The sequence below is a fragment of the Leptospira broomii serovar Hurstbridge str. 5399 genome, from assembly GCF_000243715.2.
GTDB lineage: Bacteria > Spirochaetota > Leptospiria > Leptospirales > Leptospiraceae > Leptospira_B > Leptospira_B broomii.
In genome coordinates this window covers 2,342,553-2,361,992 of sequence record NZ_AHMO02000008.1, presented here as the reverse complement: position 1 = coordinate 2,361,992, position 19,440 = coordinate 2,342,553, and the positions used below count along the sequence as shown (strand labels likewise).

Here is a 19,440-nt window from a genome sequence, read left to right as displayed (position 1 = left end):
AATGAATTAGGATTTTTTTTCCGAAAGTATTTCGATCGCTTTACGAAGTTGCGGATCCAAATCCAAATCCGTAGTAGTCCTTTCCTTTTCGGATTGAGTGCGATTCTTAAAAAGAATACGAGCCACGTCCGAGGAAAGCTTGATTCCAAGCTCTTTCAAAGCCTTTTCGAACAGTTGAAAATTTTGTTCGCTATAATCGGGAAATTTCAAGATTAACTGATCTAGGAGTTTCTTTTCTCCCATCTTACGAAGATAAAACCGATCGTCTTCCGTAGGTTCGATTGCCTTTACGACGATATCAGGTTGGATTCCTTTTCCATGTAGAGAACGACCCGACGGTGTATAGTATTTTTGAACGGTCAGTTTTACCGCATTACCGTATGAAAGAGAATACACAAACTGAACCGAGCCCTTTCCGTAAGATGTTGTCCCTAAAATTTTTGCTCTCGCATGATCCTGCATAGCCCCCGCAAAAATTTCCGACGCGGAAGCTGAGCCTTCGTTTATCAAAACTACCATCGGAATCTTAGTGAACTTATCGGGAGAATTGGAAGATTTTGCCGTGTCGGCTAACTCCCCACCTCTACCTTTTACCGAAACGATATCCAAACCGGGAGGAAGAAAAAGATCCGAGAGCGCCGACGCAAGAGGTAAAAGACCCCCCGGATTCATTCGCAGATCCACGACGAGTCCCTCCGCTTTTTTATCCACAAGAGCTTTAAGTTGTTTCTTAAATTCTTCCTGTGTATTTTCGCCCATAAATTGGTTTAAGCGAATATATCCCACTTTTTCCTTATTAAAGAAGTGGGATCGAACGTAACGAATTTGAATATTCTCGCGAACTAATGTAAGTTGAATCGGCTCCTTCTGATTTTTACGCTCTAGCTTAATCGATACCGAGGAACCGGGCTTACCTCTCATAAGTTTAATCCCTTCGGAATAACCTAGATTCGCCGTGCTTTTTCCGTCGATCTCGATGATTCTATCTTGGGGTAATATCCCAGCACGCATGGCGGGGGTATCTTCGATCGGAGAAACAACGACGATGGCTCCGTCCGCAAAAGCGACCTCCATTCCGAGACCGCCAAAGCTTCCTCGAGTCTCCTCTTTCATTTGTCTATATTCTTCCTCGTCCAGGAAGGTAGAATGAGGATCACCTAAAGAAGCGATGAGACCTTTTATTGCCCCTATAAAAACTTTTTCTTCATCGACTGGTTCTACGTACCCGTTTTGTACTAGTCCTAAGACTTCATGAAATAATTGTAGGTATTTCTCGGAGGTTTCCGAGATCGCCTTCACTGGAGTCGGACGAAACAGTAGGGCAAAAAGCAGGACTAATACGACGCCGGTCCAAGCTAGCCTTTCTTTAGTTTTCATAGGACTTGACCAGGCTAGAATAAATCTGCGGGTTTTTGACTTTCAAAATTTTTAAAACTGCATCTGAATCGAGCATATAGCGTTCACATGCCGTTAAGAAAATCTGTTTATCGTTCGGTATGGGCTTTTCCGATACGGAGGATAACCTCTCGCCGAATCTTGCCTCGGCAAGATAATCCAGTACCAATTTTAATTCTGCATCTCCGATTTCTTTCTTGGGAGAAGCGCAAAATGCAAGTAGGAGAAAGAGGAGGGAAACCGCGAATTTGCGGTACACTGACGGGGAATTCACTCTTTCAGAATTTTTTTCCCGTCAGAAGAAAGTGTCAACCAGGAATTCTTCCCTAAATCAATACACCCGATAAAGTCCGATGAGTTTACCGATTATCACGGCTTTCTTAGTTTTAATGGGCTTGTATTTTGCATTCCTGGCTTCGAGACGAACGTGATCAGCTTCCTTATAATACACTTTAAGCGTCGCTTCATCATCAATTAGGGCGACCACGATCTCTCCATTACGAGCAATATCTCGTTTCTGGATAATAGCAATGTCTCCGTCGCTGATTCCGGCTTCCACCATGGAATCGCCTTGCACTTTTAGAGCGAAAGTCATTCCTTTGGACGCTAGTTCTTCAGGGACAGGAATGTACGATTCGATATTTTCTTCGGCTAAAATCGGAAGTCCGGCCGCCACCCTTCCAATCAACGGAATACTAGGAGTCGGAACATTAAGAGTCTCGAACGGACTCTGCCTCATCAACTCAATCGCCCTAGATTGGTTTTTCGAAGTCTTTAGATATCCCTTCTTTTCAATCGCTTTAAGGTGATCGTAAGCGCCTTTGGCAGTAATACCAAATTCATCTCCGATTTCCCGGATTGTAGGAGGAAACCCACGTTCTTTGATTACGTTTGTGATAAAATGGAGCACTGCGAGTTGCTTTTCCGTCAAATCCTTCATGCTTAACAAGTTATTAGTGAATGGATGTTGTGCAAGTACTTTTTTGGGTTATGGCCGATTCGATCTTATCAAGGGTTGATTTTCCCTATCCAGGGGTGAAATCAGACTGGCACGCCCCACCCTTCCTGGGCGGGGGCCGGAGCGAAGCGGTGGAATAGCCATAAATCACAAAAATGCCGATTTGACCAGTAAGATATAAGAAAAAACCCGAGGGAGCTCCTACACAGATGAAAAAAAAGCGCGAACAATTCGTCGAAGGAGGTAATTTTAGCGTTCTATAATCGGAGGGAAATCTATCTATCAGATTTTCTAATTAATATTTGAGATACTCGCTTTTTAATACAAAAGAGCCTTTGGAAACGACTTGAATTCCATCCTGTAATCCGCTCAGGATAATCACATCTTCGCCGATCGTATCTCCAGTAACAACGTCCATTGCCTCGAAAGTACCATCGTCATGATGAACGAATACTACCGACCTACCTTCGATTTCATGAACTGCTTCCAAAGGTAAAGTTTTTCGTTTTCCTTCGCCTTTACTTACCACCAATCCGGCTACTTTAGCGGTAACTGTTTGCCCCGGCTTCAACTTGCCTCCGCGATTCGAAACCATGATTCTAATTTTGGCTGTTCGCTTAACGCTATCCAAAATCGCTCCGACATAGGCGACCCGACCTTGTATCTTGGTGCTTTCTTCGTTTCCGAACGGATAAATAGTGGCCTGTGCACCTTCTCTCACTCCTTCAAGATCCTTTTCATAAACGTCCAACAGGACCCAAAGGTTATTTAAATTTGCCACAGTAAATAACTCTTCGTTCCTTGAAGTTTGCTGGCCTATGATCGCTTTTCTCTCGGTAACTTCTCCGTTTATCGGGCTTCTTAAAACCAGATTTGAGGAGACGTATACTCCTCTCTCGATTCCTTCTATTTCGGAAGAAGTCAATCCGTAGTTTTCCAATTTTATTCGAGTCGTTTCCACTTCGGTTTTGGCTGTCTTATATTGCATAGTGGCGAGCTCATATTCCTTAGCGGAAGTGACTTTCATTTCAAAGAGTTCTTTTGCCCTGTCTGCCTGGAGTTTTAAAGCTTCTAGAGAGGCTCTCGCCTTTACGTAGGCGGCTTCGACTTCGCCTAATTGTACGGATGAAAGAATTGCAAGGGGAGAACCTTGATTCACTCGATCCCCTTCGCGGACCAAAACCTTCTTGATCTTAGCTTCCACCGTGGAGCCGACCCTAGCCATGCTCTCGGGATCGTAAGTGATGCGACCCGGGAGTGCAAGTTCCTCGAATTGGGAGACTTCTTTTAAGCTAACAAACGTTAAAGGATGTCGCTTTAAGATTTCCTCCGGCACGGTAAAAAAATTACGGGATACTTCCGTCATTTTTTTATCCGATTTCTTTTTATAATATTGTTTATAGCCGTACGCCGCACCCGAAACGAGAACGATCAGAAAAATAAGGAGTTTATATCGTTGTAAAATGGCTTTCATCGCTCGTCTCCTTTACTTTGCGTGCTGGCTTTAATATCGGAATTTTTTCCGGTCGCGGCCTTAAAGGCTTCGACTGCATTGAAATAAAGATAAAGAAGATCGTAATATTCGCGAAGAATTATAAGATAATTTTTTTCCGCTTGAAGGAACGTAACCTGATCGGAGGCGCCTCGCACATAGGCGATCCGCGATTTCTCCTCTAATTGTTTATTTTTTTGTAATAAATTAATTCGTTCGTACTTAGTGAGTAATTCTTCCCGGGCTAGTAGTTCCTTTTTAGCGGCTTCGATCTCGGCATCTACTTCCCTTTTTTTGGCATCCAACGCTAGTTCGAACTTGCGATATTCTTCCTTGGCTGCAAATACTTTTCCCTGACCCCGATCGTTCATAGGAATCGGAATCGTAGCGAACACTCCGCCGTAATTCTCGCCTCCTTTGATCCTCCATTCTCCGCCGACCTGGAGCCAGCCCAAGGCCTCCTTTCTCTGGAGTTCGATATTCATCTTCTTTTCTTGAAGCCTTTGTTCCAAAGCGACGATATCCGGACGATCGTTCGAGATATATTCCTCCCGCAAATGAAGCCCTAATTCTTCCAGGGATTTAAATCGCATGGAATCCACTTTAAAAGCAAAGACGCCCTCTTTTTCGGAAAGTCCGCTCAGAATTCGCAGATCCTTTTCGATCGATTGCCTATGAACGATCGCATCCCGGTAATATTTCTCCACCTGGATTCTTTCCAATTCCAGCCTTTCGAATTCCAATGGAGAAATATCTCCTTTCTGAACTCGAAATTTCGTGAGTTCCAGTAAGTCGCTATAATTCTCGTAAAATTCCTTGTTGGTATCGACAAGTAGAGTGAGGAAAACGAAAGCCCAGTAATTTTGTCGGAGACGCATCCTGAAAACTCGATCGAAGTTCTTAAAATCGGCAATCGAAGCTTCGAAAGATTTCTTAGCAACTCTAGTCCTTAACGGAACCACGCCATAGACGTCTAAATCCTGATAAAGAGCAGGAGCCGTTTCAGGACTACCGCCCTGCGTATTCGGATTTCCGCCGATGAATTGTTGCTGGAATTGCAATATAGGATTCCGATACAAGGAGGCTGTGATCACTGCGCCTCGGGAAATTCCCATATTTTGCCGCTCCGAAAGATAAAGAGGATTATTGGAAACGGCATATTCCGTTAATCGATCAATGTCCCAATCGATCAGTCGGATCGAACTTCCTTGGGGACCGGTCGGACTCTCCGAAACAGAAATAGGATTAAACTTTGGAATTGTGATTCCTTTTTTTTCCTCCGAAGAAGTTTCGAAGGGAATTGTTTCCGACAAAAGTAGACCCGCCGAAATTGGCAGAAGGAAAAGAGTCGGCAAGAGCAGGATACCGGCGATCGACATTGCCCTATGTCGAGCATTCAAGATGCGATTCTTATGTTGTATTAACAATGACTTGGATCGCATTCGCCGGCCTTATTTACTATTCCCGCATTTCCTATCGTTGCCCGCAAGTAGGTTTGTCTTCGTCAAACGCTAGATTTCTAGAATAGCCGATGAACGTACCATTTTCCGCGTATCTTGCTAAAGTACGGATTTATGAGTTCAGATTCCAACTTTCGATTTTCCTTAAATCGAAGTTTCACTTCGCATGCAGAAGGGGTTTCGAAGTAAAAGTCGGCTTCGATTCCTTTCGAAGAAAGTAGAAGATCTCGGACCGTTCTAACGTTCGAGTTTTTCTTTACCCTCTCTAGCGCGTCTCGATCAAAAAAATAAGTTCTGAAATAATTGTTTTCCGCGGAAAGTTCCTCGACCAGTTTCTTTCGAGTCCAATGGCCTTTTATATCCAGATAGATTCCTTCTTCCTCTGAAACTAAATTCGGTAGAAAGCTTAGATCTTTTTGAACGGTTCCTGCTATAAGTTTTCGCAAAATAGATAAGATTTCATCACTATCTTTCGAATATTCGCCGGTATGGCCGGCTAGGAAAATTTTGGATTTCTCGACGGAAGGACTACTCTCAACGACAGAGCTACGCACTATCCCTTCTTTCGAACAGTTCAGAATTGCAACAAGACCGATCAGTATTGTCGAAAAAAAAATAGATCCCGGCTTATTTTGACGGCTGCTGCTTTGTATAAATCTATCGGTTTTCAAAAGTTATCTTTCTCCTTCATTCGATTTTAGAAACCTTCTTGGAAACCGAGAACAATGATATAAAAAATAAAATGCAACGCTAGGATCGAATAGGAAAATGCTTAGAAATTAGAACCGGTTTCCACCGTCTTAGTTCCGAATTTACACTGAAGTTTTTAAGGCTTTTTTCAAAAGTTCCTCGAGATCTTTTCCATAGAGAACGGAGAGTCGTGACGAATTATCCGCCAAAAAACGTCGCGCGCCGTCGGTGAATTCCGCGTCCCCCACGATGAACGCCTTATCCAAACTTAAATCCTTCACTTGACTCAATGTATCTCTTAAAAAAATATCCGAAACTTTTGCGTCCTTCCATCTTCTGAATTTAAACAAGGCGCGAGTTTCTTTATCCGACTTACTTAATCCCATAAAGTTCAGGCCGTCTCCTTCCTTATTCGGGATCTCTCGACTAATCGTGTAGTTTAAAGCGAGTACTACTTTAACGCAAAGATTCTTGAATTCTACGCCCTTCAGGCTGCGGAAATGATCCAACGCGCTGATACCGATTTTATTAATGTCGGCGATGATTTTACCGCCCTCTTCGTCAATGATCCCTTTGATATGGAAGGACTTGGAAGATTTCAATCCTGAGATTTCGTAATATCGTTCCACTGGAAAAAGTTCGGGTAAGAGTCGGCCTATCTCTTCGTCGGGGGTGTAACCGCTCTTTGCAGGTTTGCCCGCTTCCAGACGTTTTGTTTCCAGCTGATACTTATAGTTTGCCAGCTCGATGATTCTGTCGTCGTCGACCCTCTCCGACTCGGCTTCGATGAGATATTCGCTGGCCTCTTCCAAACGACCCATTTTGACAGCAATTAAGGCGAAATGAAAATCGGAATCTATTAGCTCTTGCTTCCAGCCGTTATTTCTGGCGATTTCCATACAAAGCCTAGAATGCTTGAGAGCTTCGTTTAGATCTCCTTTTTGCAAAAACTCCAACATAATGAATTGGAATAATGTGAATCGAACGTATTCGTCCGTAACTATATCGACTACCGAATTAGCTATTCTAATCGCCTCGTCGTGCTCACCTGAACGAGCGAGAGTTAAGGAATACAGAAATCCTGCAACCGCCGATCCCGGTTCTTCGTCGAAGGCCTGTTTGAAGTAATGCTTGGCGTCCCCTTTTCTTAAGGTTGCGGCAACAACCCCTTTCGCGATAAACAAGGCGGTCATTTTTACCTTATCGTCCGGAACGCGCGAAAGAAATTTATCGGCGATCCCGAACTCTTTTTGACCCAAAGCCATAAAGGCTATCCTTATGTTCGCCTCGAGATTTTCCGGATCTGCAGATAAGGTATCCACATAATGAAACACGGATTCTTCGAATAAGTCCTGTTGATAGTAAATATCGGCGATCCGATTCGAAACCGCGACTTCCGAAATATCCTTATCATACGTTCCGATTTTCTTAATTTTCTCTAAATGCCTGGCTTCGTTGACGTGATCCCCTTCCATCGCGTAAATCTTAGCCATGATGTAATGGGCCCTCACGTTCGAGGGATTCGCATCCAAAATGTCTCGGATTAAAATTCGGGAATCCACGTAATTTCCCATAGCAGCAAGGGCAAGGGCCTTTTCAAACGAGTCCTTCTTGGACTGGATTAAAAAGGACCCTGCTGCGACGATCAGGATGATTCCTGCTGCGATAAGAATTACAAAGATCATGTTTCGGAATTTCTATTATTTACCAAATAAATGTTGGATAAAATCAAACCTTTTCAGTATCGTGCTTTCGATGGGAAGAATCACCTACCTGCGGTTCGCTTTCTCCCTTTTCTTTCGGGACGCAACTACAAGTCTGCTTCATATCTTCTTTTCCCTATTTTTTGCTTACAGTCTAGTTCTGAGTTTTTTTTCCATTCGGACCGACAAACTCTCATCCGATATTTCTAGTATCGATCTCTTCCGGAATTCTCCCTACCTGGTTTTAGCTCTTTCGACTGCGGCCTTGATTTTTATGGCGATTGTTCGGACTTCGAGTCGGTCGGGAGATACAGGAATTATGATGGCCGTGGGCGGAAATCGCTTCGGCTGCGTCCTGCTGGAAACGACGGAACTTTGGATCATTCATTCTTTCGGCTTTCTAATCGCAAGCGCAGTGAGTATTTTTCAACCACCTGGAAATCCTGCATTAGTTTCCTTCCTTGACTACGCCGGAGCCTATATCTATGAACTCGCCATCCTAGGATTAGCCGGTGGGACGACCGCATTCATTCACACTCTTGTGGACCCTTACAAATCGATTCGGAGGGGTAAATGATCCTACGGATCAACAATCTTTCCAGAACGTACGGCCCAATGAAAGCAGTTAATTCCGTTTCATTTGACGTAAACCAATCCGATTATGTCGCTATTGTAGGTCCTTCCGGATCGGGCAAAACCACTCTACTCTCGATGATCACCGGAATGCTCACTAGCACCGAGGGAGAGATTTATTTTGATACTCTGAAATTATCGAGTATGAGCAAAGGTCAATTGGCCGATTTCCGAGCTCGCTATATCGGATTGATTTTTCAATTTTCCGAACTCGTCTCCCATTTGACCGTCGAGGAGAATATTCTGTTACCCGCCTTATTGGTCGGGAAGTTCGGCGAACAAGAATATAAGGAAAAATGCGAATATCTTATTTCCAGCCTTAACTTGAATACGATCCGGGATCAATTACCGACCCGACTCTCCGGCGGACAAATTCAAATGACCGCAATCGCGAGGGCTTTGATAAACGAACCGGAAATTCTGCTGGCGGACGAACCATCCGGAGATTTGGACCCGGAAAATAGCGAATTAGTGCGGAAATTACTTTCGGATTTCAATTCAAGGGGCTTGACTGTCCTTCTTGTCACTCACGACATGAATCTTGCATTCGACGCAAAGACCATCTATGAAATGAGAGAAGGAAGCTTTACTCGAGTCGTGAAATGAAGTCCTTCCTCGGATTGGACATCGGCGCGCAAAGCGTCAAAGCCTGTAAGACCGACGAACACGGAACTCTTCTCGCAGAGTCTTCGATTTCCACTGGCTCGGACATAGACGCTGAATCTTTTCTTTCTTCCTTAAAAACGATCATCCGGAAATTAATGGAGGAAGGGGATTCTCGAATTTCCGGAATCGGTTTGGGAAGTCCCGGACCTATCGATAAGGACGCCGGAATTCTTATATCTTCCGCAAACCTTCCAAAGCTAAAGAACGTTCCTATCGTTTCTTACTTAAAGGATTCCTTCGGATTACCGGTTTATTACGACAACGATGCAAACTGTGCCGCTCTCGGAGAATACTGGTACGGCGTAGGCAAAGGATCCCAAAACCTTGTCGTTATCACGTTAGGTACCGGAATCGGAGGAGGTTGGGTCTATGAAGGTTCGCTCTTTGACGGTTACAAAGGAAATAGTATGGAAGTCGGGCACAACACGATACGCCCAGGCGGAACACTCTGCGGCTGCGGACATCGTGGATGCGCGGAAGCTTATTTCAGTACTAGCGGGTTCTCGACTCGATATAGAGAACTTACCGGCAGAAATTTTAGCGATGCGAAGGAATTCTTTTCTTTAGTGGAAAAAGGAGAAAAGGAAGCTACCTTGATTCTAGAGGAAGGGATCGAGATTCTGTCCGAATTGATTCGAAATTTAATTCATATTTTAAATCCGGAATGCGTTGTTCTCTCGGGCGGTCTAGTTAAATCCTATTCTCTTTTCGGAAAACAGCTTGAAAAGCGAGTTCGAGAAATCATCTTTCCGGTATTCAGAAGTTATACGAGAATTCTTGCTGGAGGCTCAGTAACGGGTGCTTTAGGCGCAGCGAGTCTTTGCTTAGGAAGGATCCAATGAACGAGCCGAATTGCCTTTTTTGTAAAATTATCCGAAAAGAAATTCCCGCAAAAATCGCCTATGAAGACGAAGAAATATTAGCTTTTCATGATGTTTCTCCCCAAGCCCCGATTCACGTACTGGTTATACCTAAGAAACATTTCGTATCCTTGGACGATATCGGATCCGAGGAAAAAAGACTAGCGGGAGAGATTCTTTTTCGGATTCGAGAAGTGGCCCGATCTCTGGGGCTGGAAAAGGACGGCTATCGAGTCGTCAATAATAAAGGTCCGCTCGGCGGCCAAACGGTTTTCCACTTGCATTTTCATCTGTTGGGTGGACGGCATATGACTTGGCCGCCCGGTTGAAATCCTAGGAGTAAACGACTTGAAAAAATTCTTCATCGGAATCATCATCAGCGCTTTCGCCTTAGGCCTTCTCTTCTGGAAACTAGATCTTTCAGGTTTTTATAATATTCAAGAAAGATGGAAGCCCTTATATTTGATTCCCTTTTTTATAGCCGTAATTTGGGGGTTATTTCTTTTTTCCTGGCGATGGTATTTACTTTTAGGAAGAAAAATCTCCTTCAAAACCTCCTTCCTATCGGCGTATATAGGCGTGGGAGCCAATCAATTCCTACCCGCAAGAGGAGGAGATATATTTCGACTCTATCTATGTAAAAAGGATGGAGATTCCAGCTACGGCTCTTTGGTAAGCAGTCTTTTTCTGGAGAAGGTCCTGGATTTCGCGTTTATTTTCAGCGCAGGACTGGGTGCATTCTTCTTACTTGGTATCCATCAGGATTTCGTACGTTTCATTTTGCCTTTGTTGGGAATTCTTTCCATCGTATGTACTCTGATTTTTGTGAGACTTTTTTACAAGAAGCTTGCTCGATTCGGCGAGAACGTTTCCGCCAAATTCGGAAAAAGGAATTTCTTTCAGGATAAACTCACCCCCCTCATCACCGAACTTGGAGAGTTCTTGACTTTGAAAAACGCAGGCAAGCATGGGGCTTTAACTGCAGCGACTTGGTTATTAGGTTACGGGATTCACTACACTCTCCTACAATATTTGGTCGGAATTCATCTTAGTCCGTTAGAAACGATTTTCATCATGTTCTGCGGTGCTGTCGGCGTCATGGTTCCTTCGGCACCCTCCGGAGCGGGAGTTTATCACGCGTCAATTACTTCTGGCTTCGTGTTGCTTGGAAGAGAAAGCTCGGAAGGTTTAGTATATGCGACTACCGTTCATCTCGGTCAAATGATGGCGTTAGGAATCATAACGGTAATTTTATATTCCTACTGGTCTTTTACCGGAGGAAGCGATCGGACAAAAACGGATCCGCGAACGATCTAACAAGATATCTAATTCGTTTATTAAACATTACAGCTAAACCGAAGTATTTCAAACTAGTCGTAACTTTAAAGTTCGAGATCGAAGAACTTTTTCGGGATTTCGCTGACTCGAACTTTAAACTAAATATGACACCTTTTGTCAGGCTTGAAATTTTTGCCGGCCAACTCCCCTCTAAGCAATATTTCTTTTTACTAAATCGAAATTGTTTTCGTTTGCAATTATCGGGGCTTCTTGTATACGAATCTTTCAAGAGACGATATCATGAAAAACCAATTTACGGCCTCGGCAAGCGTTCGCATTCACGCTAGTACTGCAAAAGTCTGGCAAGGATTGACTGATCCAAATTTAATTAAAAAGTATTTCTTCGGAACGGAAGCGATTTCCGATTGGAAGGTGGGGAGTCAGTTGCTTTTCAAAGGGGTGTGGGAGGGAAAGGAATATCTTGATAAAGGAACGATTTTACAAGTCGAACCTGAGCGATTATTTCGTTACAATTATCTCAGTTCGTTTTCCAATATGGAAGATAAGCCGGAAAATTATGCCAACGTCACTTACGAACTTTCAGACCAGAACGGCGAAACTTCTCTAGTTGTAACGCAAGATAATATTCTGTCGGACGAAGCGAGAAAGCATTCCGAACAAAACTGGCTCTTTATTCTAAACGAATTAAAAAAACTTTTAGAAGGAAACTGAAGAATGGCAAAGAACGTTGCTTGATCTTACGAGACGGATTCCGATGAAAAGAATCTTCACACGGAATCCGCCTTAAAATACTATAAATCGTTCGTTCAGTTTTTGGAGAACTTTTCCAAGCCTTCACAACCGGGAATCGTATGTTTCCCCTTTCCCTTATAAAGATCGCAAGTCGATTTTTCGACGGCATCAACACAAGTTTCGAATGCTGCTACCATGTCGGGAGTGACTTCCTGTTTCTTTTCCTGACGTTCCTTTCTGGATTTTTCAAAGCTTTCTTTGAAATGAGCGATGCATGCTTCCTCGGATTGCATAAAAGTTGGAATCATATTTCGGTATTGAGCCGGTACCTTGGCGATTTCGTCCTTAGTACATTCGATCGATTTCGAGCACATCGCTTTTTGAAATCTCGGAGCTAACTCCATTAATTTCTCCTCCGGCGATTTCGAGGACTTGCAATCTCCGAGGAAAGAAATACACAATGCGGATAATAGAGATAGGATTAAGAATCTCATCAAAATAATCTCCAGTAAATAAATTTCAGACAAACCTAACGTGAAGAGTTTGCCGGGAAATTCTTTTTCCTGAGAACAGGAAGAAATTTCTTTCAAATATCCGCTTTAATGGAGGACATCGACAATCGCTTAACGAAATGCTATGCGACTGCTGGAGAAAGTTTATGAACGACGGCTTTCTGCCCGACGCCCTTTAAGGAAGCTTCGGACGTTTCCCAATTATATCCTTTTTCGAGTAATAGTTCGTCGACCCCCGGCGTGTTTAAGACCGAATTAGTCACCCAAATTTCCCCGGCTTTCGCTAGGCCCTGAACTCTGGCCGCAATATTCACGCTATGCCCGAAATAATCCAAGCGCTCATCGTTAATTACCGCAAGGGAAGGTCCTTCGTTTAAACCTACTTTCAATCCGATCTCGAAATCATGCGCATGAGATCCGCGATTCATTTGATCGATCTTAGTCATCATATCCAAGGAGGCGAGTAAACCTTCCAGCGGTGAGGAAAAAGCCGCCATGATCGCGTCACCCATCGTCTTTACGATCGCCCCATTGTGTTTTTTTACGACATCCATTAGCAGGCGAAAGTGTTCCTTTACCAAACGATAAGCGACCATATCTCCGGCTTTATCGTACATTTCCGTCGATCCTCTTAAATCGGTAAACATGATGGTCAGACTCTTAACGTTTAGGTTTAAGTTTTGTCTTAATTGCTGAACTCGAAATAGATCCCGAAAGGTTTGGTTATTCAGTAGGTTCTTAGCCGTCAGAAATTTCTCTATTTTCGTCGGATGATCTTTTACTATCGCAGCGATTCGATTCATACTCGGAGTTAAATGTAATCCACCCGCTTTACCGATCGTATTATTCGTCACTTTAATATCGTATTTTCCCTTCGGAAGGTGCAATTCGGCCGGAGTGAATCCACTCGGAAGAAGATTTAGTTCGATCGAATTCGATTTTTGTGATCCTTCTTTATCGAAATAAAGAAACACGGCCGAGTTATTTTCCACGGAAGTAAACTGATAAGCCTTCAGCTTCTCCGCATCCACATTTACAACGGTCGACTCGTCAGGATCCAGTCGAAGAAGTCCATGCAGATTCGAGCGAATGAATCGAAGCAGTTGAGGAGATTTTTGGTAGTTAGCGGAAAAATGATACCGGTAGTAGGATTCTACGTCTTGCAGGGAGAGCGATACTACGTCGATTCGCTTAACGGAAGGATGAATCGTAAAAGTCACCTCTACTTGATCGTCAAGCGTAGTCGGAACATCCATATTACAGATATAACAATGAAAGTAGTCTTCATCGATTTGATCCAGAGATTTATGACTGGCAGCAACTCCTCCGCAGGCGGGGCAAATCATATTATAAGCGATATCGAATAAGCCGATTTTCGCTCCGTGCAAAAAGAGGTCTAACGCAACCTCGGGTTTGAAATCGGATGTCGAAGCGAATCGATACGGATTGATTCTTATCAAGTCCCAATCCCCTGCCTTACGCAAAACTCCGATAAACTTATTGATATCGGATTTGTTCAATGTGGGAAATCCTTCTAACGATTTCTCTTTTTGCTCTAAGTTAGCTTCCTGAAACATGATATTCTCCTTTCAAAGAAGCTTGCAAATGAATGCCTATCTTTCTTTGAACACAGATATAATTGTAATGAAAATAGTTACAAATAGTTGGACGTTCGGCAAACGGCTAGTTTGCGATAGAATTCGGAATTTTCCTCATTATAGGTGGCGAGAAAAGAATTTTTCCTTTTTTTTCCGTCGAAAAGCAGCAGGAATAATTTTTTTATTCCAATTTCGTGCAGGACCGCCATTCTTACGTCCCGACTCTTGCTATGGAAAAGATTAAAAACGGAAAAAACTCGAGAGTCGTAGTCACCGGCATCGGCGTTATTCTCCCTAATACGTTTAGTGTCCCGGACTTCTGGACGAACATTTCCGAAGGAAAATCCCAGCTTCAATTCATTACACGGTTTCCTGTCGATGATTTTCCGGTAAAAGTCGCGGGAGAAATGAATACTTTCGACTGGAAGCGCCACCTTCCGGATTTAAACGATAATTACGCTAAAAATTATAACACGGAAACTTTTGCTTTAATGGCAGCGATGGAAGAGGCAAATAAAGACGCCAAAATCGAAAAAGGGACTTTAGATCCTTCTCGCGTAGGCTTTATCGACTCTTCCTCCAGGGCGTCTCTGGCTTGGTGGGATTTTGCCTGGAGAAAGTATATAGAGGAAAAAGATCAAAGTATCTTTGACCGATACTCCGTATTAACGTCCATGGCTTCAAATCCGACTAATTTAACCGCCATCAATTCCAATATTCAAGGCTTCGTAACCACCATCTCGGCGGCTTGTGTCGGCGGACATCACGCCATCAGCCTATGTTATCAGGCGATCCGAAAAGGACGCGCCGAAATCATGTATGCAGGCGGACATGAATTCCCTCTCCTTAAACCCTTGATGATGATGTATTCAGATCCGGTAAGTCGAGTTATGTCTTTAGAAAAGGAGAACCCAAAACGAGGGATTCGTCCTTACGATAAAAACCGGGACGGTTTTCTTTTAGGTGAAGGCGCAGTCGTCCTCGTATTGGAAAGATTGGACCGAGCCTTGAATAGAGGCGCAAAAATCTATGCGGAAGTCATAGGTACGTACAGTTATAACGAAGCCGATCACGCGATGAGAATGGACTTAACCGGTAAAAAGGCTGCAAACGGATTAAAGCATTTAATGAAAATTAGTAATATCCATTTAGGAGATATCGACTATTTTTGCGGCCATGGAACCGCCACTTATAATAACGATCTGGCCGAAAGTAGAGCGATCTCATTATTGTACGAAGGAAAACCCAAATTTCATTGGGCTCCTGTCGGATCCATTAAACCTATTTTCGGACATACATTCGGCGCAGCGGGGATCATAAACGTGGCAGCGACTTCTCTAATGTTAAAAAATCAAACCGTCTGTCCGACCATCAATTTAACGGATCCGGATCCGGAATGCGATCACGATCATGCTGCCGAAGGCGCTCGCAAAACGCGGCTGAGGTACGCGATTTCCATGGCATTTGCGATCGGCAGCCAATCTTCCTTCGTTAGCTTGGCCGCTCCCGATTTTTGAGGAAAAATATGCAACTGTCAAAACAATATAATATTCTAAGAAAGACCGGTGTAGCCTTACTTTATAAAGGTCCATTTTCCGAAACTACGATCGCTTCCTTAAACGAGTTGCTAAAGGAAAAGCTTATTGGGGAAAAAAAGCGAAATCGGATTCTCACAGTCTTCGTTGAGATGGCTCAGAACGTAGCTCATTACTCGCAGGAAAGGGATGAAAAAAGCGGAATCGGAATTTTAGTGCTGAGAAGAAAAGCTCATAACTGGGAATTGAACTGTGGGAACTCGATCCATCCGGAAAAAGTCTCGTATTTAAAGGAGCGACTGGAAGAAACCAAGCATTTATCTCCGGAAGAATTAAAAGAAAAATATAATATTCAGATTCGCTCCGAAAGACCCCAGGATAGCAAGGGAGCAGGATTAGGATTTTATGAAATAGCTCGGAAATCGGATCTCCCGCTCGTTTTTCAATTCGAAAAAGGTGAAGACGGAGGCATATTCTTTCGGTTAACTGCAAGATTCCTTTTGATAGACAAGGAAGAATTTTCAACGGGAGAAGGAATTTAAATTTTCCTGTTCAGAAATTACGGGAAGTTTATAAACTATCCACTCGTATCACTAAAACGGTATGATTGTCTCGAGTCATTCTTAGATTAGCCTCTTCCGAGAGAATAGAGCAGATCTCCTTTAAATCATCGTGTTCCTTAATTACTTTTTCGATCGCGTCGATGTTTAAAACTTCGGTGAGACCGTCTGTGCAGAGCAGCAAATGATCTCCGGCGGAAAGCTTTCCCGTAAAATCAAAAAGATCCGCTTGCATATCCTTAGAACCGGCGCCTATGCAACTCGTCAGAAGATTCCTACCGATTCCCGTTCCCAATTCCTCGCCGATATTATGGTCGACCGTTACCTTGCTTAAGCCTTCTTTATTCATGTGATATAGTCGACTATCTCCTACGTTGAAGACCCAGGATTTCTTTTTTCCAAGAAGACAACCTACTAAGGTAGTGCCCATATTCGGTTTTCCGATGGATTGACCGTAAAAGTTAACTTCGGTATTGATTTTCCTAAGTAGATTCTTCCATCCTAGGGAAGGCAACTCTTCCAAAGGTTGAATGGCCCTTGCCATCCACGACAACTTCTCCAGAGCTGTCCGGCTCGCAACTTCGCCGGCCTCATGTCCGCCTAAGCCGTCCGCTAAAGCAAATAGTGCTGGAGATTCGTCGGTATTCGCATTTCGAACATCTACTAATCCGTCATGAACTTGACCGCATACAAGTTCTCCGTTTGCCAGAAACGAGTCTTCATTATGGGACCGAAAATTTCCCTTATCAGTGATTGCGTAATAATGAATGTTCATTTTTAGAAAATAAGAATATAACCTTTCGGTACCATTCTCGGTTATTGCTAAGATGACTAAGATTAGCGATTCTACAAGAAAAAAGAAACATTCTTTATGTTCTAGAAAAATCGTTCCTTGACACTATAAATGACCGAGCAGGGTTTATTTAGCCGTGTACCCGCCGTCTACAGGAAGCGCCGCACCGGTTATAAACGAAGCTTCATCGGAACAGAGCCAGATTGCCGCCTTAGCAACTTCTTCCGGTTCGGGAAGTCTATTCGCAGGATGTAATCGAGTAATTCTACGTTCCGCTTCGGCCGGATCGGAAGAACTCCGAAAAAGGCCTTCCAACATTTCGGTGCGAATGAAACCGGGACAAACCGCGTTGACTCGGATATTTTGCTCCGCATACTCGAGGGCGGCGGATTTGGTTAAGCCGATAATACCGTGTTTTGCGGCAGAATACGGTGCGACCTTCCAATCCGCACCCACAATCCCGGCTATCGAAGATATATTTACGATCGCACCTTTTCCTCTCTTTAATAATAAAGGAATCTCATATTTCATACAAAGCCAAGTTCCTTTTAAGTTTACGTTTACGACCTTCTCCCAGACTTTTTCAGGATAATCGTGAAGCGGTAAGGAAAGTCCTCCGACTCCGGCATTATTTACCGCAAAATCTAATCCTCCGTACACTGCTTCGGCCTTATCGATAAAATCTTTTACTTGAGCATCGTCGGAAACGTCGCAGGGGAAAAATCTTGCCTCTCCTCCCGATCGACGAACTTCCTCTTCCACTTTTTTCCCCTCTTCATCGCGTCTTCCGCAAAACAAGACCTTAGCCCCCCGAGCGGAAAATTCCAAAACAAGAGATCTTCCGATCCCCGCGTTTCCGCCGGTGACTATTGCGATTTTATTTTTCATGTTTACTCGAATTAGTTGAGTGACCCATCATACGACTGAATGGGCTTTCGGGGTGATTTTGCCGAGTTGATTGAATATCATGGGATTTCAGAGGCGTCAACTAAAAACTTTAGAAATCACATAAGTATGAATTCAAAGTCAGAAAACCCGACTATAAGAAGCTGCAATGGAGAGAGGAGTTTTACCTGATTTTTCTTGCTTCTCCGGTGCGAACTCTATTTAAGTATTTCTTTAAGTGCGAATTGATTTTAACTAGATCCGCAAGCTCTTTCTTGGGATCGGCTACGCCCAAATCGGAAACGAGAATCAATAAATATCTAAGTTCTTCAAGATGAACTTTTGCCCTTAGAATGTTACGAATTTTCTCCGAACGGATTCTCGCGCCCCAGGCACCTGCAATCCGGACAGGTAATAAAGATGCGACTGACCGAATGTGCTCGATCAAAGTCGCTTCGGCCTGAGGTTTCCAAATATCGCAAAGGTTAAATAATCGTAATACAAACTCGTGAGAAAGCTTCCAAACTTCCAGTTTGCGAAAACCGATTTCTCCCCCGTACGAATCGGCTCCCTTTGCGATAATACTACCTTCGCCGACATCGGGACTTACTCGAGCGGGAACTTTACCCGTTTCGAATTTATCCCGAAAGGCGCTCGGAATCGGAACCACTTTTCTTTGCTCATAATTGAAGAATAGAACCCGAATTTTTACTAGAGAAACTTTCTGTCTTCGGCGATCCTTAGAAAGACGAAAATACAAATCAAAAGACTTTTCTCCGATATTATCCAGGGAGACATCGATGACGACCCGATCCTTGAAAAGCAACTCACCTTGATAAAGAATCACCGCGTTCGCAAATATAATGCTGTTTCCGTGGATATCGGTCACCGAGTAGCCTAGAAATTGAAAGAATTGGAGATGGGCTTCCATGACCAAATCCAATACGCTTGCAAACGATACGTGGATGTCTAAACTCAGATCGATTTTACGAATCGGAATCTCCGTCGAAAAAAAATATTTTTTCGGAAACTCCACCTCAGGTCCGTTTGATGAATCGTCCGATTTCATTCGCTAAACCTGCTTCGAAAGCCTTCAGGAATTTCTAAGGTTTTACGCGAAACATAGTCGTAAAACACTAAGGAGATTTTAACCGTCGCGACCTCTTCCCCGTTCGGGTTTTTGGTCACTTGAAAAATGAGATCGCAGGACTTCCTACCGAGATTGGAAACGGCGATATCGAATTTTAAGATATCACCGGACTTCGCTTCGGACTTATAATCAGCCTCCAATTTAGGGATGATGATATTCGATCCGGCGATATTTGCCTTTGACCAAGAATAATTCTCGAGAAATGCGTCAAAGGCTTCGTTAATTAAAGGAATTAATGTCTCGTAAGTTAGATGAGAAACGAAAAGTCCGCCCACAACGGTTGCGCTCCGTGTATCGGATCTCCGAACCGGGATTTCGATCCGATAAGCGAAATTGGGCGGAACAGGGATTTGGGACATTTTGTTTCTCTTTGAGCGGAGCGTCCTTCTATCTATCGGATTTCCTATTGCGATTCTTGAAACTTAGTAAAGACGGAGAATCTACAGAATCCACTTTAGCGAGAATCTCAAGCCGGCCGGATTCGTTAGGCGAGACCAAATAATATTTACTGCGGCATAT

Annotated in this window: 21 protein-coding genes; 8 read left to right on the top strand and 13 right to left on the bottom strand. The window is 43.5% G+C overall.

Annotated features, from left to right (window positions below; all coding sequences use genetic code 11):
• Positions 1-6 precede the first annotated feature (6 nt).
• The 7 genes from LEP1GSC050_RS16500 to LEP1GSC050_RS16470 all read right to left on the bottom strand — a co-directional run bounded on the left by LEP1GSC050_RS16500 (position 7) and on the right by LEP1GSC050_RS16470 (position 7,680).
• The gene (locus LEP1GSC050_RS16500; protein ID WP_010568854.1) at positions 7-1,377 is read right to left on the bottom strand and encodes a S41 family peptidase; all 1,371 of its coding nucleotides are present in this window, start codon (positions 1,375-1,377) and stop codon (positions 7-9) included.
• Entirely contained in the window at positions 1,367-1,669 is a 303-nt protein-coding gene (locus LEP1GSC050_RS16495; protein ID WP_010568853.1) for an LA_1448 family UV-C exposure upregulated protein, read from the bottom strand. Before LEP1GSC050_RS16495 ends, LEP1GSC050_RS16500 begins: the two co-directional genes overlap by 11 nt.
• 57 nt (positions 1,670-1,726) lie before the next feature.
• Entirely contained in the window at positions 1,727-2,335 is a 609-nt protein-coding gene (gene lexA, locus LEP1GSC050_RS16490) for a transcriptional repressor LexA (protein WP_010568852.1), read from the bottom strand.
• Positions 2,336-2,648: 313 nt separating this feature from the next.
• Positions 2,649-3,827, bottom strand: coding sequence for an efflux RND transporter periplasmic adaptor subunit (locus tag LEP1GSC050_RS16485; protein ID WP_010568851.1), 1,179 nt, complete (start codon positions 3,825-3,827; stop codon positions 2,649-2,651).
• On the bottom strand, positions 3,824-5,224 hold the full coding sequence (locus LEP1GSC050_RS16480; RefSeq protein WP_020987551.1) for a TolC family protein: 1,401 nt from the start codon (positions 5,222-5,224) through the stop codon (positions 3,824-3,826). Before LEP1GSC050_RS16480 ends, LEP1GSC050_RS16485 begins: the two co-directional genes overlap by 4 nt.
• A 140-nt stretch (positions 5,225-5,364) precedes the next feature.
• Entirely contained in the window at positions 5,365-5,976 is a 612-nt protein-coding gene (locus LEP1GSC050_RS16475; protein WP_020987397.1) for a hypothetical protein, read from the bottom strand.
• A gap of 141 nt (positions 5,977-6,117) precedes the next feature.
• Complete coding sequence (locus LEP1GSC050_RS16470; RefSeq protein ID WP_010568849.1) at positions 6,118-7,680, bottom strand: tetratricopeptide repeat protein; 1,563 nt, start codon at positions 7,678-7,680, stop codon at positions 6,118-6,120.
• 70 nt (positions 7,681-7,750) lie between these two features.
• Here LEP1GSC050_RS16470 and LEP1GSC050_RS16465 point away from each other — a divergent pair, with 70 nt between their 5' ends.
• From LEP1GSC050_RS16465 to LEP1GSC050_RS16440, 6 genes are all read left to right on the top strand, one after another.
• Positions 7,751-8,275: a hypothetical protein gene (locus LEP1GSC050_RS16465; protein ID WP_040911811.1), complete on the top strand. Its 525-nt coding sequence runs from the start codon at positions 7,751-7,753 to the stop codon at positions 8,273-8,275.
• Positions 8,272-8,937: an ABC transporter ATP-binding protein gene (locus LEP1GSC050_RS16460; protein ID WP_010568847.1), complete on the top strand. Its 666-nt coding sequence runs from the start codon at positions 8,272-8,274 to the stop codon at positions 8,935-8,937. The genes LEP1GSC050_RS16465 and LEP1GSC050_RS16460 overlap by 4 nt, the downstream gene beginning before the upstream one ends.
• A complete protein-coding gene (locus tag LEP1GSC050_RS16455) occupies positions 8,934-9,839 on the top strand; it encodes an ROK family protein (RefSeq protein WP_010568846.1) in 906 nt (301 codons plus the stop codon). Before LEP1GSC050_RS16460 ends, LEP1GSC050_RS16455 begins: the two co-directional genes overlap by 4 nt.
• Positions 9,836-10,186: a histidine triad nucleotide-binding protein gene (locus LEP1GSC050_RS16450; protein ID WP_010568845.1), complete on the top strand. Its 351-nt coding sequence runs from the start codon at positions 9,836-9,838 to the stop codon at positions 10,184-10,186. The genes LEP1GSC050_RS16455 and LEP1GSC050_RS16450 overlap by 4 nt, the downstream gene beginning before the upstream one ends.
• 19 nt (positions 10,187-10,205) lie before the next feature.
• The gene (locus LEP1GSC050_RS16445; RefSeq protein ID WP_020987173.1) at positions 10,206-11,174 is read left to right on the top strand and encodes a lysylphosphatidylglycerol synthase transmembrane domain-containing protein; all 969 of its coding nucleotides are present in this window, start codon (positions 10,206-10,208) and stop codon (positions 11,172-11,174) included.
• 261 nt (positions 11,175-11,435) lie between these two features.
• Positions 11,436-11,867 (top strand): SRPBCC family protein, encoded by a 432-nt coding sequence (locus tag LEP1GSC050_RS16440; protein ID WP_010568844.1) that lies wholly within the window; start codon positions 11,436-11,438, stop codon positions 11,865-11,867.
• 95 nt (positions 11,868-11,962) lie between these two features.
• Here LEP1GSC050_RS16440 and LEP1GSC050_RS16435 read toward each other — a convergent pair whose 3' ends face one another.
• Both LEP1GSC050_RS16435 and LEP1GSC050_RS16430 read right to left on the bottom strand, forming a co-directional pair.
• Positions 11,963-12,478, bottom strand: a complete 516-nt coding sequence (locus LEP1GSC050_RS16435) for an LA_2478/LA_2722/LA_4182 family protein (RefSeq protein ID WP_010568843.1) — start codon at positions 12,476-12,478, stop codon at positions 11,963-11,965.
• A gap of 44 nt (positions 12,479-12,522) precedes the next feature.
• On the bottom strand, positions 12,523-13,977 hold the full coding sequence (locus LEP1GSC050_RS16430; RefSeq protein WP_010568842.1) for an adenylate/guanylate cyclase domain-containing protein: 1,455 nt from the start codon (positions 13,975-13,977) through the stop codon (positions 12,523-12,525).
• Between the two features lie 251 nt (positions 13,978-14,228).
• Here LEP1GSC050_RS16430 and LEP1GSC050_RS16425 point away from each other — a divergent pair, with 251 nt between their 5' ends.
• On the top strand, positions 14,229-15,515 hold the full coding sequence (locus LEP1GSC050_RS16425) for a beta-ketoacyl-[acyl-carrier-protein] synthase family protein (RefSeq protein ID WP_020987516.1): 1,287 nt from the start codon (positions 14,229-14,231) through the stop codon (positions 15,513-15,515).
• 8 nt (positions 15,516-15,523) lie between these two features.
• A complete protein-coding gene (locus LEP1GSC050_RS16420; RefSeq protein ID WP_010568840.1) occupies positions 15,524-16,075 on the top strand; it encodes a SiaB family protein kinase in 552 nt (183 codons plus the stop codon).
• A 28-nt stretch (positions 16,076-16,103) separates the two neighbouring features.
• On the opposite strand, the gene LEP1GSC050_RS16415 is transcribed toward LEP1GSC050_RS16420, so the two are convergent.
• The 4 genes from LEP1GSC050_RS16415 to LEP1GSC050_RS16400 form a co-directional block, all read right to left on the bottom strand.
• Positions 16,104-16,868 (bottom strand): PP2C family protein-serine/threonine phosphatase, encoded by a 765-nt coding sequence (locus LEP1GSC050_RS16415; RefSeq protein WP_010568839.1) that lies wholly within the window; start codon positions 16,866-16,868, stop codon positions 16,104-16,106.
• A 144-nt stretch (positions 16,869-17,012) separates the two neighbouring features.
• Complete coding sequence (locus LEP1GSC050_RS16410; protein ID WP_010568838.1) at positions 17,013-17,774, bottom strand: glucose 1-dehydrogenase; 762 nt, start codon at positions 17,772-17,774, stop codon at positions 17,013-17,015.
• Between the two features lie 181 nt (positions 17,775-17,955).
• Positions 17,956-18,840 carry a four helix bundle protein gene (locus LEP1GSC050_RS16405; protein WP_010568837.1) on the bottom strand — a complete coding sequence of 295 codons (885 nt, stop codon included), beginning with the start codon at positions 18,838-18,840 and terminating at the stop codon, positions 17,956-17,958.
• The gene (locus LEP1GSC050_RS16400; protein WP_040911416.1) at positions 18,837-19,280 is read right to left on the bottom strand and encodes an acyl-CoA thioesterase; all 444 of its coding nucleotides are present in this window, start codon (positions 19,278-19,280) and stop codon (positions 18,837-18,839) included. The genes LEP1GSC050_RS16405 and LEP1GSC050_RS16400 overlap by 4 nt, the downstream gene beginning before the upstream one ends.
• Between the last annotated feature and the right edge of the window lie 160 nt (positions 19,281-19,440).

What these genes read in the sequence shown, in the direction of transcription:
- LEP1GSC050_RS16500 (WP_010568854.1), bottom strand. Translation starts at nt 1,377, where the DNA reads ATGAAAACTAAAGAAAGGCTAGCTTGGACCGGCGTCGTATTAGTCCTG.
- lexA (WP_010568852.1), bottom strand. Translation starts at nt 2,335, where the DNA reads ATGAAGGATTTGACGGAAAAGCAACTCGCAGTGCTCCATTTTATCACA.
- LEP1GSC050_RS16485 (WP_010568851.1), bottom strand. Translation starts at nt 3,827, where the DNA reads ATGAAAGCCATTTTACAACGATATAAACTCCTTATTTTTCTGATCGTT.
- LEP1GSC050_RS16480 (WP_020987551.1), bottom strand. Translation starts at nt 5,224, where the DNA reads ATGTCGATCGCCGGTATCCTGCTCTTGCCGACTCTTTTCCTTCTGCCA.
- LEP1GSC050_RS16470 (WP_010568849.1), bottom strand. Translation starts at nt 7,680, where the DNA reads ATGATCTTTGTAATTCTTATCGCAGCAGGAATCATCCTGATCGTCGCA.
- LEP1GSC050_RS16465 (WP_040911811.1), top strand. Translation starts at nt 7,751, where the DNA reads ATGGGAAGAATCACCTACCTGCGGTTCGCTTTCTCCCTTTTCTTTCGG.
- LEP1GSC050_RS16460 (WP_010568847.1), top strand. Translation starts at nt 8,272, where the DNA reads ATGATCCTACGGATCAACAATCTTTCCAGAACGTACGGCCCAATGAAA.
- LEP1GSC050_RS16455 (WP_010568846.1), top strand. Translation starts at nt 8,934, where the DNA reads ATGAAGTCCTTCCTCGGATTGGACATCGGCGCGCAAAGCGTCAAAGCC.
- LEP1GSC050_RS16450 (WP_010568845.1), top strand. Translation starts at nt 9,836, where the DNA reads ATGAACGAGCCGAATTGCCTTTTTTGTAAAATTATCCGAAAAGAAATT.
- LEP1GSC050_RS16440 (WP_010568844.1), top strand. Translation starts at nt 11,436, where the DNA reads ATGAAAAACCAATTTACGGCCTCGGCAAGCGTTCGCATTCACGCTAGT.
- LEP1GSC050_RS16430 (WP_010568842.1), bottom strand. Translation starts at nt 13,977, where the DNA reads ATGTTTCAGGAAGCTAACTTAGAGCAAAAAGAGAAATCGTTAGAAGGA.
- LEP1GSC050_RS16425 (WP_020987516.1), top strand. Translation starts at nt 14,229, where the DNA reads ATGGAAAAGATTAAAAACGGAAAAAACTCGAGAGTCGTAGTCACCGGC.
- LEP1GSC050_RS16420 (WP_010568840.1), top strand. Translation starts at nt 15,524, where the DNA reads ATGCAACTGTCAAAACAATATAATATTCTAAGAAAGACCGGTGTAGCC.
- LEP1GSC050_RS16415 (WP_010568839.1), bottom strand. Translation starts at nt 16,868, where the DNA reads ATGAACATTCATTATTACGCAATCACTGATAAGGGAAATTTTCGGTCC.
- LEP1GSC050_RS16410 (WP_010568838.1), bottom strand. Translation starts at nt 17,774, where the DNA reads ATGAAAAATAAAATCGCAATAGTCACCGGCGGAAACGCGGGGATCGGA.
- LEP1GSC050_RS16405 (WP_010568837.1), bottom strand. Translation starts at nt 18,840, where the DNA reads ATGAAATCGGACGATTCATCAAACGGACCTGAGGTGGAGTTTCCGAAA.
- LEP1GSC050_RS16400 (WP_040911416.1), bottom strand. Translation starts at nt 19,280, where the DNA reads ATGTCCCAAATCCCTGTTCCGCCCAATTTCGCTTATCGGATCGAAATC.